Annotated in this window: 20 protein-coding genes, 1 tRNA gene and 1 pseudogene; 17 read left to right on the forward strand and 5 right to left on the reverse strand. The window is 36.3% G+C overall.

Annotation, left to right across the window (positions count from 1 at the left end):
- The first annotated feature begins 262 nt into the window (after positions 1-262).
- The 10 genes from WAZ07_RS04285 (at position 263) to WAZ07_RS04330 (ending at position 5,421) form a co-directional block, all read left to right on the forward strand.
- A complete protein-coding gene (locus WAZ07_RS04285) occupies positions 263-475 on the forward strand; it encodes a helix-turn-helix domain-containing protein (RefSeq protein WP_336471465.1) in 213 nt (70 codons plus the stop codon).
- Positions 476-502: 27 nt separating this feature from the next.
- The gene (locus WAZ07_RS04290) at positions 503-1,138 is read left to right on the forward strand and encodes a hypothetical protein (protein ID WP_336471466.1); all 636 of its coding nucleotides are present in this window, start codon (positions 503-505) and stop codon (positions 1,136-1,138) included.
- 12 nt (positions 1,139-1,150) lie between these two features.
- A complete protein-coding gene (locus WAZ07_RS04295) occupies positions 1,151-1,990 on the forward strand; it encodes a MarR family transcriptional regulator (protein WP_336471467.1) in 840 nt (279 codons plus the stop codon).
- Between the two features lie 190 nt (positions 1,991-2,180).
- Positions 2,181-2,816 (forward strand): hypothetical protein, encoded by a 636-nt coding sequence (locus WAZ07_RS04300; protein ID WP_336471468.1) that lies wholly within the window; start codon positions 2,181-2,183, stop codon positions 2,814-2,816.
- Between the two features lie 73 nt (positions 2,817-2,889).
- A complete protein-coding gene (locus WAZ07_RS04305) occupies positions 2,890-3,057 on the forward strand; it encodes a hypothetical protein (RefSeq protein WP_336471469.1) in 168 nt (55 codons plus the stop codon).
- Between the two features lie 14 nt (positions 3,058-3,071).
- Positions 3,072-3,269 carry a hypothetical protein gene (locus WAZ07_RS04310; protein ID WP_336471470.1) on the forward strand — a complete coding sequence of 66 codons (198 nt, stop codon included), beginning with the start codon at positions 3,072-3,074 and terminating at the stop codon, positions 3,267-3,269.
- A 24-nt stretch (positions 3,270-3,293) separates the two neighbouring features.
- Positions 3,294-3,551 carry a hypothetical protein gene (locus tag WAZ07_RS04315; protein WP_336471471.1) on the forward strand — a complete coding sequence of 86 codons (258 nt, stop codon included), beginning with the start codon at positions 3,294-3,296 and terminating at the stop codon, positions 3,549-3,551.
- 13 nt (positions 3,552-3,564) lie between these two features.
- A complete protein-coding gene (locus tag WAZ07_RS04320) occupies positions 3,565-4,200 on the forward strand; it encodes an HGGxSTG domain-containing protein (protein ID WP_336471472.1) in 636 nt (211 codons plus the stop codon).
- A gap of 42 nt (positions 4,201-4,242) precedes the next feature.
- A complete protein-coding gene (locus WAZ07_RS04325) occupies positions 4,243-4,470 on the forward strand; it encodes a hypothetical protein (RefSeq protein ID WP_336471473.1) in 228 nt (75 codons plus the stop codon).
- A 96-nt stretch (positions 4,471-4,566) separates the two neighbouring features.
- Positions 4,567-5,421, forward strand: a complete 855-nt coding sequence (locus WAZ07_RS04330) for a hypothetical protein (RefSeq protein ID WP_336471474.1) — start codon at positions 4,567-4,569, stop codon at positions 5,419-5,421.
- 262 nt (positions 5,422-5,683) lie between these two features.
- Here the strand turns inward: WAZ07_RS04330 and WAZ07_RS04335 are convergent, their stop codons facing one another.
- From WAZ07_RS04335 to WAZ07_RS04345, 3 genes are all read right to left on the reverse strand, one after another.
- Positions 5,684-6,445, reverse strand: coding sequence for a helix-turn-helix domain-containing protein (locus tag WAZ07_RS04335; RefSeq protein ID WP_336471475.1), 762 nt, complete (start codon positions 6,443-6,445; stop codon positions 5,684-5,686).
- Between the two features lie 167 nt (positions 6,446-6,612).
- A complete protein-coding gene (locus tag WAZ07_RS04340; protein ID WP_336471476.1) occupies positions 6,613-7,533 on the reverse strand; it encodes a tyrosine-type recombinase/integrase in 921 nt (306 codons plus the stop codon).
- A gap of 173 nt (positions 7,534-7,706) precedes the next feature.
- Positions 7,707-7,779: transfer RNA gene (locus WAZ07_RS04345), tRNA-Val, on the reverse strand.
- Between the two features lie 240 nt (positions 7,780-8,019).
- On the opposite strand from WAZ07_RS04345, the gene WAZ07_RS04350 reads away from it, so the two are divergent.
- From WAZ07_RS04350 to calY, 7 genes and pseudogenes are all read left to right on the forward strand, one after another.
- Positions 8,020-8,556 (forward strand): hypothetical protein, encoded by a 537-nt coding sequence (locus WAZ07_RS04350; protein ID WP_336471477.1) that lies wholly within the window; start codon positions 8,020-8,022, stop codon positions 8,554-8,556.
- 387 nt (positions 8,557-8,943) lie between these two features.
- The gene (locus WAZ07_RS04355) at positions 8,944-9,171 is read left to right on the forward strand and encodes a hypothetical protein (RefSeq protein ID WP_336471478.1); all 228 of its coding nucleotides are present in this window, start codon (positions 8,944-8,946) and stop codon (positions 9,169-9,171) included.
- 150 nt (positions 9,172-9,321) lie between these two features.
- The gene (locus tag WAZ07_RS04360; RefSeq protein ID WP_336471479.1) at positions 9,322-10,557 is read left to right on the forward strand and encodes a D-alanyl-D-alanine carboxypeptidase family protein; all 1,236 of its coding nucleotides are present in this window, start codon (positions 9,322-9,324) and stop codon (positions 10,555-10,557) included.
- Positions 10,558-10,707: 150 nt separating this feature from the next.
- Complete coding sequence (gene sipW, locus WAZ07_RS04365; RefSeq protein ID WP_336471480.1) at positions 10,708-11,283, forward strand: signal peptidase I SipW; 576 nt, start codon at positions 10,708-10,710, stop codon at positions 11,281-11,283.
- 100 nt (positions 11,284-11,383) lie between these two features.
- Positions 11,384-11,585 (forward strand): annotated as a pseudogene (locus WAZ07_RS26170) (TasA family protein); the annotation flags it as partial.
- Positions 11,586-11,761: 176 nt separating this feature from the next.
- Positions 11,762-12,415, forward strand: coding sequence for a DUF4047 domain-containing protein (locus tag WAZ07_RS04375; RefSeq protein ID WP_336471799.1), 654 nt, complete (start codon positions 11,762-11,764; stop codon positions 12,413-12,415).
- A 471-nt stretch (positions 12,416-12,886) separates the two neighbouring features.
- On the forward strand, positions 12,887-13,480 hold the full coding sequence (calY, locus tag WAZ07_RS04380) for a biofilm matrix protein CalY (protein WP_336471481.1): 594 nt from the start codon (positions 12,887-12,889) through the stop codon (positions 13,478-13,480).
- A gap of 84 nt (positions 13,481-13,564) precedes the next feature.
- On the opposite strand, the gene WAZ07_RS04385 is transcribed toward calY, so the two are convergent.
- Positions 13,565-13,888 (reverse strand): helix-turn-helix domain-containing protein, encoded by a 324-nt coding sequence (locus WAZ07_RS04385; protein ID WP_336471482.1) that lies wholly within the window; start codon positions 13,886-13,888, stop codon positions 13,565-13,567.
- Positions 13,889-13,965: 77 nt separating this feature from the next.
- Positions 13,966-14,097: an anti-repressor SinI family protein gene (locus WAZ07_RS04390; RefSeq protein WP_139207651.1), complete on the reverse strand. Its 132-nt coding sequence runs from the start codon at positions 14,095-14,097 to the stop codon at positions 13,966-13,968.
- Positions 14,098-14,343 lie beyond the last annotated feature (246 nt).

Below are 14,343 nucleotides of genomic sequence, written 5' to 3' on the forward strand. Positions count from 1 at the left end.
AGAGGTTTGCTAGGTTACATTCTACGGAGTGCAACTCATGGAGGCTTCTTTGAAGTTTTCACCTTTTCTGTCAGAAGGTTTTTCATTAGCTCTTCTCTGAGCTTGCGACTCAGAGGGGGCACCTCATTGTCCATCTCGTGGGGTAATAATCGTTTATTCATTTCATCTCCTAAGTTTAGTGGCTTACTCTCTTGAGCCATTTTTCTTTTTGGAGAGTGTATAACAAAAATGTTATAGAGAATCTAACAAAGGAGGTAAGTCGATGACAGTAAAGTTTTTTATTGACCTTGATAGGATTTGCAAGAGATATGATATAACGCAAATTGAGCTGGCTGAACGAACTGGGTTAAAACAACCTAGCTTAGCTCGGATTAAGAAAAGTAAGTCGGTGAGCTTGGGGGTTCTAAACAAGATAGCTACAGCTCTTGGGGAGAAAGACCCTTCACGACTGCTAAGTGTTGAAAATAAAAACTAAATAGAAAAACTAAGGAGATGAAACAAAATGAGTAAATTCATAATTAAAGAGAATCGAGTAGGCACACTGAGCTTGATTGATGAGTTAACAGCCTCTGAGGTACAACGTGAGTGTTCTAAGTGCCATGAGGTGAAACTCGCAGAGGAATTTCAAAAGTACATTTATGGCTATTTGCGTCCTCAATGTAGAGTGTGCTTTAAAAAGACAACAAGAGAGTATAACCGAAAGAGCCAACTCAATAGATACATTAAGAATCTAAATGATAGAGCGTTGAATGTTGGATTAGAAGGAGATTACACAGTTGAAGACTACGAGCGACTGATTAAGTTCTCACAAGGTAAATGCATGTTGAGTGGCTTGCCTCTTGGGAATGACGGACAGTTAGACCACCTCATTCCACTGAACTCGCTCATGGTAGGTTCAACAGCAAGTAACTTGTGGATAGTACACAAACGAGTTAACGAGAAGAAATGGACACGTTCAATTTTCGAGTATTTAGAAACTGAGGAAGGCAAACAGATGATTGACTGCAAGAGGTTAAAAGAGAGTATGAGCTTCTTAGCTGACCTAGCAGGCTTTACCCTTGGTGAGTATGTTCAATTGGTTGCCGACTCAGAAGAAATAAGTAGAAAAACAAGGGAGCTATTTAAACAACAAAAATAGGGGTGAAAGCAGATGGATTTAGATAAAAAGATTGGAGATTTACTCAATGAAGGATACGAGTTAGTTAGTCCAGCTCAGAAAGAAGCCAGAAGAAAATACAACGAGGCGCAAAACAATAGAGATGGGAGACATTTTGTCATGCAAAAAGTTGATAACTATTCCGTGATAGCTAGTCAATTAACGCAAGGTCAAAAGGGCGTACTTCTCTTGTTAACAACTGCTATGAGTATGAACGGAGAAGGTAAGTTATTTAAAGATAGTGAGAATAGATTAACTGTTAGTGGTGTAGCTGATATGATTGGCAAAAAACCAAAGCAAACCTACAATGTACTCACAGAATTAGAATCTTATGGGTTGATAACAAAAGAGCAAAAAGGCAAAGAGGTTTTTGTTAACATCTCAGAGGGCTTTTACTCTTGTGGTGAGCTACAAGGCAAAGTATCCTTTGTGAAGATATTCAAGAAGCGACTGCAAGAGGTTGCTAGGGAGTTAACACTAAATGAGCTGGGTTTCTTAGCTGATTTGCTTTCTCATATGCACTATTCAACGCATTTGCTTTGTAGCAATCCCACTGAGAAGGATACAAGTAATCTAGAACTTTGGAGAGGTAAAGACATAATTGAACTACTTGGATATTCAAAGAGCTTTGTGAGTAAGACACTCAAGAAGTTCCGTGAGTTGAGAATTACTGTTGAGATTAGAACTGTAAGAGACGTAATACTTCTTCATCCTAATTTAGTGAGTCGCCAATCTAAGCAAATAACGCTTGAAGAAATACTTGAGGTGGTAGACAAGAGCCACCTTACTTCTAAAAACTATCGAGTTAGCAACTCGCAGACTAACCCAATATAAGATTAACAAATTTAAACGTGAAAGTCAACACCTTTTGAGATAGCTACAAAGCCCGCTAAGAGGCTCTTTCCTTAAGGAAGGTTAACGGTGCAGAAGCTCATAGAGTGGAGCTGAGGAGCCCATCTGATGGGTTTTATAGCTATCTCAAGGGAGAGGCTAACAAAACTAAAACTATGGAGAGTGATTGAATATGTTTAACTTTTTCAAGAAAACTAACGAAACTAAGATGGAGAAATTACAAGCTCAACAAGGAGACTTACAAAGCTCTATCTCAAAGGTAGAGAGCAAGCTAGGTCGAGTGCAGTCAGCGTTACAACTAGCGGAAACTGATTTGATGCTTGATGAGTCGCAAACTAATAAGAAGCGTGTTGAGAAGTACCAGAAGGCTATTGAGGAGTTTAACTCTGAGATTGCTAACTTACAAGACCAACTTAATAGTGTAAGTGGTGAAATCTCAAAAGTTCAAGCTGATGAGGAGCTACTACGAATTGAGGAACTAGCTAAACAAGACGCTAAGGGTTACGAATTTTCTCGTAGAGGCTACAAAGCTAAAGAGTTAATGGAGCGTATAGGACGTGAGATTGACAGACGTACTAATTACGCTGGAGCTGGTGACCCAGAAAGGTTAATTCGTGATGTTCACTATGAAGGTAGAGGAGGTATGAAGTACGCTCCAAATAACTTCCAACCTTACCACCACCAAGAAAACCCTGCTCATGTAGAAGTTTGGGAGAAAGAGACTCAAGAGGCTGACCAGCAAATTAACAAAGACTTTGAGGAGTTACAACAAGCTGTTAACAAATACTTTGGCAAAGAGCTAATGTAATCAGACAACAACGAGGGAGTTAACGCTCCCTCAGTTTACTGCTTTTAAATAATTCAAACGAGGTGCAAGGCTAATGAGAAAGGGGACTGAGAAGGCTTTATTTGAAAGTAAAGTTGTTGAAATGAAACTAAAGAATGAGATTAACGAGTTACATTTCCGTGTGAAATACGAGAGATTGATTGAACAAGCAACTCGGCTTAACAAGGCTATTGAGCGTAACGATTCAACAATAAAACACTGAGGAGGCTCTATCTCATGGATAAAACTAAACGTAAATATGCAAGGTTACTGACTGAGTACCACAGAGCAAGCAACGAACAGGACTTGAAAGCCCTGTCTACTGTGCTGTTACTACTTGAGGACTTTGAGAGAGCTTATTGTAAGCTGTTTGGTTTTAGCGCTCTCATGGTACTAATGGACGAAATGCAGGAGCAAGGGATTTATATTCACTAATTAAATCTACGGAGGGATTACATTATGAATAACGTTATAGGATATGTAAATATGATTGAGAGTGGAAGTGCACACAAACAGCACAACCCAAAGAAGGCGGTAACTACTGAGGACTTTGAGAGGTTACAACTGTTAGTTAAATACTGTGAGGCTAAAGTTGAGAACTTAAAGAACGACCCAACTCGTAACATTGCATCAAAGGAGATACAAGCAGAGAAGGAAACTAGGGAGTTAGATAAATTCTATGAGGAGCATGTAGCTAAACATGGAAACACACTGTGAGGAGGTGGACTCAATGAGTAGACCATTTAAACAAAGTGATGAATTTAAGAAGTTAGCAGGCGAGGTAGCAACTGCTAAAGCTAACAACGATGAGGACACACTCAAGGAACTAAAAAAAGAACTCAGAAAAGAGCCTTCTATTTGTGGAGCTGTACAGGGTAACGGAAAGATTTGTATGAGAAATCCATACATGAGAGAAGATGGGACTACTCTGGGTCGTTGCCGTGTACATGGAGGTAAATCTATAGGTCAAAAAACTGAGGAAGGGAGGCGAAGAAGTTTGGCTAACTTAAATCCAAAAGCAAACTTGATTCACGGAGTGTACTCAAAGGACTTCAAAGATAAGCTGACTCAAGAGGAGACTAATTTGTATAACTCACTAATGGAGTACTATACGGATAATTATGAGGTAGACCCTTTTAACTTAACACTAGTAGATAGATACGCCATGAACATGATTAAAACAGCTCGTTTGGATTCTAAGGACTTCCTACGAGACAGTCAACAGTATAATGACTTTGAGATTAAGATGATTCGCTATGTTGAGTCTCTTGGATTAAACAACAAGTTTAAACAAAGCAAGGACAACAAGAATAACCCTAATGAGATTAACTTAAACGCTCTCTTTGACATGGGAGACGGAAACTAAGAAGTTAGCGAGCTCGCAATTAATCTGAGGAGGGAGAACTGCATGAGTCTTAAAGAATTAGGTATAGAAAGCTTCAATAGCTTCGATGTTGGAGCAAATACGATTATCTGCTTGTCTACAACTGATGGTAAACCAATAGTAAAAGAACGAGCTAACATTATCTTTGAGCAACTCAACAGCTCTAACCCTAAAGAGTTATGGTGCAGAGAAAGGATTATTCTGTTGAACGACAAGGATAGAACAGATTATGCACTTATTAGATTAAATTAAGAGGGGTCACAGCTTACTAGTTGTGGCTCTTTTTTTGTACAAGATGATTCGCTATGAGGTATCATTGGAATAGACTATTTAAGGGGGAAAGTTATTATGAGAATCAATACGTCGGAATATTTGACTATAAGTGGATTTTTGGAAGAGTTTAATGCATACATAAAAACAAATAAAGAGCTTAGAAAAACATTTGAAGATGTTAACCAGACAGTTAAAGATGTTGTTGATATGAGTAGAGAACTGCATGATGCAATAAATGAAGCTACGAAAGAGCTTTCCTCTCGGATAAGAGATATTGATTGGAACGAAACTATGAGAACTTGGAGGGAGTCTGCTGAGAAGCTCGGAGAAAGAGGGTGGACATTTCCATTAAGTATGACTCCTAGTGAAGTGGTTGAGTTTTCTGAGATTAAAGATATAGATACCGCAATGGAAGAATACTTTAGTCACGATAATGGGTATGCATATACGAGCATGAAAAGAGATGTGCTTGACCATAAGCTTGTTGAAAATTGGAAAGGTTTATTAGAACAATGTTTTAATAGCTATGAGAACGGAAACTATTTAGTAGCCATTCCAAACTTATTCATTATTGTTGAAGGTATAGCACGTATGCTTATATCCGAAAAGTTTAAGAAATACAAAACAAAGCAAAGAACAAGCTTGAAAGGTCAGTATGAGAAAGTAAGAGAAGAGGTATCTACAGATAGAATCTATGTAGTTGCATATGTGTCTGTCATAGGTTTTTTAAACCAAGTATTTCAACAGGGGAATTTTGATAAGAATCCAACTCGCTTTCCAATCATAAATAGAGATTGGGTACTTCATGGTAAAGATACTCCAAGTAATTGGAAAAAGGTAGATGCTTTAAGATTATTTAATGCTATCTATTCGCTTACCGCTGTAGACTTCTTACTTGAAAAACCAAAAGAGCAACTAACAGAAGCATGAGTATTCCTCTCTTGTGCTTCTTTTTTTTATGAGATGGCACTCAATCGAGCGACTAATAAGGTCTACCTCATCGTTTACCCTATGAGAGCTTGTCACTACAAGAAAACAACATGCCAGATGCTATACCAGCATTAATGCCACCCTAGAAGGAACATCGAGCATATACCAGATTGAGCCAGCTCAATGGTTTAACTGCTTTTTGTTAATACTAGATTGAGTTAACTATTACTTACAGTAATAACTAATGTGTGGCGCTACACGGTTAAACTTCTAGCCAATTCCACAAGTTCCCTTTGTTACATCTTCTCTGCTCAAATGCAAGCATATTGCTAAGTGTTCCCCAGAAGTACCCCTTAAAGTCTGTTCTAATTCGTTTCATCTTCTTAGCAAATACAGATTGTTTAAATGCTTGTATGGCTATCTCAGCGTATTCTAACAAGCTTGGAGCGTACTTCTTCTGAGCCAGTACCACTTTGCCCCACAGAGAATAAACCTCTTTAGCAGAACTAATAAAAGGTTTAACTGCATTGATAAACTCAGTTGGAATATGTGAGTTGTCCAAATAAGATACATCGAGCTCGTTACGTTTATTTAATTCTTGAAGGTTAGCTTTAGGAATAATTGTTTCGTTCTCCTCAGTTTGCTTCTTAGTGCTGTCCTCACAAGGGGTTTCAGCTTCCCTGCAAGATGACAAATTGAGGTGACACTCAAAGGGATTAATCACACAAATGAACGCTCCATAACCTCCAGTTTTAATCCTCTTTTGTTCAATACGAGTAATGATGCCCAACTCGCTTAAACGCTTTAGAGCACGCTGTACAGTACGCTTAGAGTAACCTACCGAGTCTGCTAATGTTTGGTTTTTCATATAGCTTACCCCTACAAACTTACAGCTATACTGAGACAGCTTAATAAGGATAACTCGCTCGCTATCTTTGAGCTTGTACTCCTTGAGTGTTTTATCAATTGTGTTGTCCATCTCAGCGACAGACTGAAAGCTTTCATATTGTTGTAACTTATACATATTCCTTTCCTCCTATATAGATAGGAAGGAACACCCCTTGAGCTAGTACCAATGAGCATGATACAATAGCAAGGAAGCTCCTTCGACTCCTTTGAGTCCTTTGAGTTTTCTTCTGAGAGAGAACCCTTTCCGGTCGCCAAACTAGGAGGGTTCTCTTTTTATTTGTTTTAAATCTCAAGTGAATTAAGCGGATTAAACTTCTCGTTCTGCTCTCTCAAGGCAGTTCCCCAAAGAGCAAGATACCTCTCAGTCATTCTCAAACTGCTATGTCTCAGCATCCTTTGAAGGGTGAAAACATCCATTCCAGCCATCAAGCAACGATGAGCAAAAGTGTGACGGAAGGTATGAGCTGATAAGCGAACATCAGTAAAGTTCATTACCGTTTTGAGTCGTTTAAACATGAGTTTGATGCTATTAGGACTCATTTGTTTCCCTTCTCGTGTGGTAAAAACGTACTCTGGGAGTTTTCCTAGCTCACGCTCAATGAATATTTTGTACTCACACAGTTCTTTTACAAGCTTGTCTGTGAGGGGGACTGTTTGTTGCTTTCGAGCTTTACCAAATAGGGTTACTGTTTGGTTTACTAAGTCCAACTCACTCCAGCGAATGTTAATAAGCTCACCAAGTCTTGAGCCAGTCCCAAAAAGGAAAACAATAATAGTGTGGTCTCTGTAGGCATATAGACTCTTATCACGTGTTTTAAGTCTCCTATAGTAACTAAGCATTTGCTTGATATGGTAATCTTGAAAGACCTCAATTTTTATATCCTCTTTAGCCAGCTTCATTTTACGAATAGGGTTTTCTTTCTCGGTAAGAATGTCCTCATGTTGCAAATAGTTAAAGAAAATCTTTAGGTGATGAAGCTTTGTGTTTCTTGTTACTACATTGTTTTTTCTTGTTCGTTGACAATACATGAGATAGCTCTTAACAGTTGCTTCTCTGATGTCTCGTGTATCAATGAGTTCACGCTCAGAGCAGAATACTTGGAACTCATGCAGAGTAGCCATATAAGCTTGAATAGTACGAGCAGATAGGTTACAAAACTCCTTTTCTTCCTTGAAGTCCTTCATAGCAAACTTAAGTAGCATTTTCTTATCAGTCCTTTCTCAGTTTTGTAGACACAAAAAAAAGAGGACTACCTCTGAGCCAGCTGATTAGCCGACTAGAAGTAGTCCTCTTTTAACTTGTGGTGTCTGATGGAGACCCCCACAGTTTTAGCTTTTGAGAATACCCTCTCAAGCCTTGATACTATTGAGTTTTATGACCCCGGAGAGGCTCGAACTCACGACCTCCACCCTGTCAAGGTGGCGCTCTCCCTGCTGAGCTACGGGATCATGATGAAATGGTGATGTGTAAATATCTTTGTTATTTTATGGTTTCTATTATAAATCAAATGATGTGAACTCTACAAGACTTTTTGTTTATAATATTGCAAAAAATAACCAAGAGGGTGTTGGTTTTCATTTTACATCAACATATGCGTAATGCATGATAGGGTAGTAAAAAGGTATATTCTAGAAAATGTGATATGATGGAATAAATAGGATATTGATGTATAGGGGGAGCATGGCACAATGTTTAAAAAAGGGATTTTTTTTGTTGCCCGAGGTCTTGTTTTAGTAGGATTAATAGTTGGCGGCGTACAGCTGTTTTATAAAACGGATAAAAAAGAAAGTAAAGCCGAGAATGCTGAACAAATAAAAAAAGAGGATCTATCAAAAAATGTTCCGCAAAAAATAACAGAAATACATAGCGATTTAAATAATATAACAGGTTGGGAGAAATATGAAAAATATGAAGATGTGAATAGCCCGTCATGGGAGGAGTCTAAAAGTTCTTTTGAATTAATTTCTGTTACGTTGAAGGAAGCTATTTCTTTATCGAAGGATGGTTTGAAAGAAGATTTAGAACGGGCTGAAAAATTACATAATATAGCAGTGAAAAATCATGATACGCAAGCTTTAAGATATGTTCACCGTATTGTCCACGACCTAGACGTTAAAATAAACGGAATAAAAGTGGAGAATGTTTTTAATAGTACAAGAGCCGGAGCTGGAAATGGTAGTGAAATACCTGTTTACGATGAATATATTAAGCAGCACAGCAAATAAATGCGAAATGGACACATGGTCGTTTCATCCATGGCTAGATGCTCTTGTCCCCTCTTAAAAAGAAAAGGGTGTTTATGTTGATTTTTTTCAGTTATATATATATTAATTTTTCGACATATAAGTCGCTGTTATGCAGAATACAACATGACTGCTACTTGCTTTCTCCTTTTGTTTTAAACCTTGCATGTGGTAGAAAAGGGCCCCGACCGCTTCTATGCATAGCCAGATGCTCTCGTCCTTCGTTAAAAAGAAAGTGGTTTTTATGTCGTTTTTTTAATTTGTATTTATATAGTATTTTTTAGGGCGGATTAACAGTTCATTTTTTCTATTCTATTAATATATTATATAAAATAATAAATAATATTTTGTATAAATGAAGGGATATGTATGGTAAGAAAAACGTTTAAAATGTATGTGCCAAGGTATAGAACGATTTCTATTAATGGAGCAGTTCTTGATGTAGATGTATCTCATGATGAATTTATAGATGAGTTTATACAATGGATTGAATCGAAGGGCTGGTCATTTATAGGGATAACAGATGAGATAACAGAAGGGGAAGCTAGCGATAATTTCATAGACTTCTTAAGAGATGAGGAAGATAAGGAGGAGTAATTCCTCCTATTTTTATACATTGTTAATCTGTCTTTTTTTGTAAAATTATGATATACTGCAAATTGGCGAATAAAAAGGTAGTTTCATATTCCATTTTGATTTTTATAATAAATAACGTATACATATAGAGTAAAGAAAAGGGAGAGTAGCATGTTTAGCTTTAAGAAAATTTCGGCTTTAGTTATTGCAAGCTTGTTATTTTTGTTTGCGCCTGTTAAGTTGTATGCAGAAAGTTTGCAAGACCCGAATGTGTTTGGACAGTTTGCTGTTTCAATCGATGCGAAAACAGGTGATGTTTTGTATGACAAAAATGCGCATCAGCGTGCTTTTCCAGCTAGTATAACAAAAGTGTTAACGAGTATTTTATTGATGGAGCATGTGCAGTCTGGAGAGCGAATTGCTTTTTCTCAAAAGGCTCTTGAACAAGAGAAAAGTAATTATCAAATTGAATTTCAAGCAGGGGAAACGGTAGATCGGGATACTGCCCTTATGATTTTAATGGTGCTAAGTGCAAATGATGTAGCGTATGCGATTGCAGAGCACGTAGCAGGAAGTCCAGAAAATTTTGCGAAGATGATGAATGAGAAGGCAGCGCAGTTAGGTGCAAAGGATAGTCACTTTGTTACGCCAAGTGGTCTGCATGATCCCAATCATTATACAACGCCGTATGATATGGCGATGATTACGAGAGGTGTGATGAAGCACCCGGAAATCATGACGGCAATGAATACGAAGCGAACAACTGTTACAACATCAAGACAAACTGTTTCTATTTTTAATAGAGGACAGTATTTTGAAAATCCAAATTGTATTGGCGGGAAAACAGGTTTTACAAATGAAGCTCATAATACACTTGTACAAATAAATGAGAAAGATGGAAATCGTATCATTAATGTCGTAATGTCCTCACAAAAGCCAGAAATTTATGAAGACATGAGAAAGATTGCTGATTATGCATTTCCGCAATTTGCAAAACAACAAGTGTTAGATAAAAACAACTGGACAAAGGAAATGCTTTACTTGAATAAATCAGTAAATGGTGAATTGGAACGAAGTGTTGACCTTGTATTAAAGCAAGGAGAAGCTAAAAATGTACAAGCTGTTTTTAAAGAAAATCATGTCGATGAGGCGAATTTATATAAAGCAGGTCTTCGCCGCGGTGATGTTATTGGGACTGTAGATATTAAAAAAAATGATCAAACGATAGAAAGTATTAATGTTCTTTCGAAAGAGGATGTTGTGTTTGAGAAGCCGAAAGAGAGTAGTGTAACAAAGTCTACTTTTTCGTATAAGCTAATGGCTGGTATTGGTGCAGGTATTCTTATTTTCCTTAGTATTGGGGTATTTCTTTGGAATCGTAAAAAACAGAAGAAGTTGTCTCGATGAAAATAGGTAAATGAATTTTGCCTATTTTTTATTGTGTTTTTTGAATATTCGTTATAATATATTTGTGAGTTCTTTAAATAGAACATCGAATTTGAATATTTTGTGCAGTTTGCTTATATAAAGACGAAATCAACGAAAGGAAGGAGACAGATGAAGTTAGTTTGGAAAGTTATTAGTAATATCATTTCTTTTGTTTTGTTTACGATTATGGTTGTTTTAGCGTTTGTTGTTATTTCATCAAAGGCGAGTGGCGGCGATCCAACAGTGATGGGATACCAGTTCAAGACGGTATTATCAGGATCGATGGAACCTACGTTTTTAACAGGATCTATTATTGCAATTGAACCAACGAAAGATGGTTCAAAATATAAAAAAGGCGATGTTATTACGTTTAAAGAGAAAGATAAGAGGATTGTTACTCACCGCATTATTGATGTGAAAAATATAAATGGAAAAGTGGCCTATGAAACAAAAGGGGACAATAATAATGGTCCTGATTTAAACCCAGTTCTTGCTGAAAATGTAATTGGGAAGTATGCAGATATTACTGTTCCGCATGTTGGTTATTTACTAAACTATGCAAATTCGAAAGCAGGAGCAGCATTGTTATTAATCATTCCAGGTGTTTTATTGTTAGGTTATTCTGTAGTTACTATTTTTGGAGCATTGCGCGGCATTGATTCTGAAAAGAAAAACAAGTCTTCCGATGCAGGACAATCTGTATAAATGGTTATACTCTTTAATTATTGAGAGTTAACATATATATAGTTTAGTAGGAAGTTGGAATGACATTAAAAAAGTATTACTTCAAACAGATTATAGTGTAGATGAGAAGGGTATTTCTGCAGGGAAATCTGATAAAGTGAAACTTCCATCAGTGGGGGTCTTACTGCCCGTTAATGCGGGATGAATTTACAATGAAGTTTGGATTTGTTGATAATAACAAGGATCAGAATGAATTCCAAGGCGATAAACTTCAATTGAGATGGACATTTGCTGCGCAGCAAATTGCTGGTGAAGAAAGATAAAGTTTAAGAAATTTACAAGGCTATCTTTATTAGATGGTCTTGTTCTTTATATAGAATGTTATAATTCTTTATAAGGAATATAAATTCATCAAATGGTAGGTGTGAATATGAAAAAATCCTCAAAGAAAGTAAGGAATATACTTATATTACCATGTATATGTTCTATGGCTTTTTATATGGGATCTCAAGTAGTGACATATACCGAAGCATCTTTTTTGAATCAACAGAAAGTAGAGGCAACCTTATCAACTGCAATGGTTTTTCCAAAAGCAATTGAAAAGTTAACAGGGGAAGCAAAGCAACATAGAGAAGCTATTTTCAATCATTACAATGTGATAAATCGTGCAGTAAATGGAAATGAAACTGTTGCAGAATTAGAGGATAAGCTTGTTACATGGAAGCAAAGCCGTGAAGCAATTACGGTGGAAATCACAGCGCTGCAAACTAACTATACGGAGATTGACTCATATTATAACAAAGCGGTAGAAGATGCAAAGAAAAATAAAGAGGGTTCTGCACAAGAAGTATTAAAGTATGTGCAAACTGGTTTTACAGAAATTCAAAGTATTTGCAGTGAAGTTGATAAACAAGCAGTGTTACAAAAGATAGATGAACGCATCGGGGCATTAGAAAAACAAATTAATGAAGAGAAACAGAAACAAGCAAACAATGTCCAGAACATATCACCTGTACAGCCTTCAAAACAAGGAGAGAAAAAGCAGGAGAATCATACGAATGAAGAACAGTTGAAGGAAAATCAACCAATTACAGCGGTGCCAGCACAGCCTGAGGGAAATAAAGAAGAGGCAGCTGCGGAAACAAAGCAGTAACACATAAACTTCGGATATGACTAAAAATATGTTCCAGGGTGAAAAAGTGAATTTCAAATGTACATTTCATGCATTGCAAGATACAATAAAGAAAGATCATAGTTTTTAAGCAAAAAGATAAGATATTTTTCCTTTTTTATAGCATATTTTTATGAGGGATGCTTATGAAGTGAAAATAAAGAAAAGCATTATATATGTATAAAAAAAAGAGAAATTGTAAGAAAAGTAACGGAAAAGACAGGAAAATAAATTAAAACAACTTAAAAGCAGAAAATACAGAACTTTTTGAGATTTTATTTCTATACCACTTGTTCTTTATAATGAACCCAAGGGAGCTTATTAAAGAACATACATAGAGATAATGGGGTACAGAAGCGCAACGATTATGTCGATACGAAGAAATTATTTTATTAGTTACACCTCTTATCTACATAAGAGCTAACAATAAAAAGAGAATTGGGGGAATTTAGAATGGGTCTTAAGAAAAAGTTAGGCATGGGAGTAGCATCAGCAGCATTAGGTTTATCTTTAATCGGTGGAGGAACGTTTGCATACTTTAGCGATAAAGAGGTATCCAATAATACATTTGCGGCTGGTACGTTAGATCTTGCACTTAATCCAAAAACAATCGTTGATATTGATAACTTAAAACCAGGCGATTCAGTGAAAAAAGAATTTTTATTACAAAATAAAGGTTCATTAACAATCAAAGATGTAAAGCTAGCAACTAAATATACAGTAACTGATAGCAAAGGCGATAATAATGGTGAAGATTTAGGTAAGCACATTAAAGTGAAGTTTATCTGGAACTGGGATAAACAAAGCGAACCAGTTTATGAAACAACATTAGCTGACCTGCAAAAAGTAGATCCAGATGTAGTTGCAAAAGACGTGTTTGCTCCTGAATGGAGTGAAGAAGGTGGATTAAAAGCTGGTTCAGAGGATTACTTATGGGTGCAATTTGTGTTTGAAGATAACGGACAAGATCAAAATATCTTCCAAGGCGACAAATTGAATTTAGAATGGACTTTCAATGCTTCACAAACTGATGGCGAAGAGAAGTAAGAAATATAACAAAAGCGGAGGATTTCCTCCGCTTTTTATAATACAAATAAAAAGAGCACCTTCATAGAAAGCACTCTCTCTGCATCATTTTTGTTTTTGTTTCCACTTATTAAATTCTAAAAATTCACGAAACTGTTCTTTTGAAACACCAGAATGCATGGCTTCTTTAACGAGTTTTATCCACTCAGAGTCCAATGTATATTCTTCAGATGGCTCATCATGAAGAAGTACATCAACAGGAACGTGCAGAACGTTAGAAATCTTTTCGAGAAATTGAATCGAAGGATTTTTTTGTAAGTTTCGTTCAATGGAACTAATATATGACTTTGCAACGCCTGCTTTTTCGGCAAGTTCTGTTAAGGAGATGCCTCTTTGTAGACGCAGTCGTTTTATACGTTCTCCAATCATATTAGCGCACCTTTCTTACTGTATACCTAAGATTTAATTTATTATAACACATTTTTCTTTAAAGAAAACAATGTCGGTTAGTTCTGTGCTGATTGATTTCCGTGTTGCAAAAAGTTAGATACTTCTGCACTACTAATATTCATATCTAAAGCTTCCAACAATAAATCAATCCATTCTGAATCAAGTACTTCTTTGTTATCAGTTTGCACAAATGACGCCTCCCTAATAATTGCGGTTATAAAAGCTAGAAAACTAAAAACGCACTAAGACTATTATAATATCTAAAACTATAATTGCATTAAAAAAAGTAAAATTCATATATATTTTTGAAAAATTACCCAACAAGGCTAATATCTTGTATTACACACAAAAATTTTAATAGTTTTGTAAATATTTATCAATATATTCTATTGAAATTAAAATATCATTATATTTATTTATATTTAATAATGAAT

It is taken from the genome of Bacillus bruguierae (genome assembly GCF_037104725.1).
Taxonomy (GTDB): domain Bacteria; phylum Bacillota; class Bacilli; order Bacillales; family Bacillaceae_G; genus Bacillus_A; species Bacillus_A bruguierae.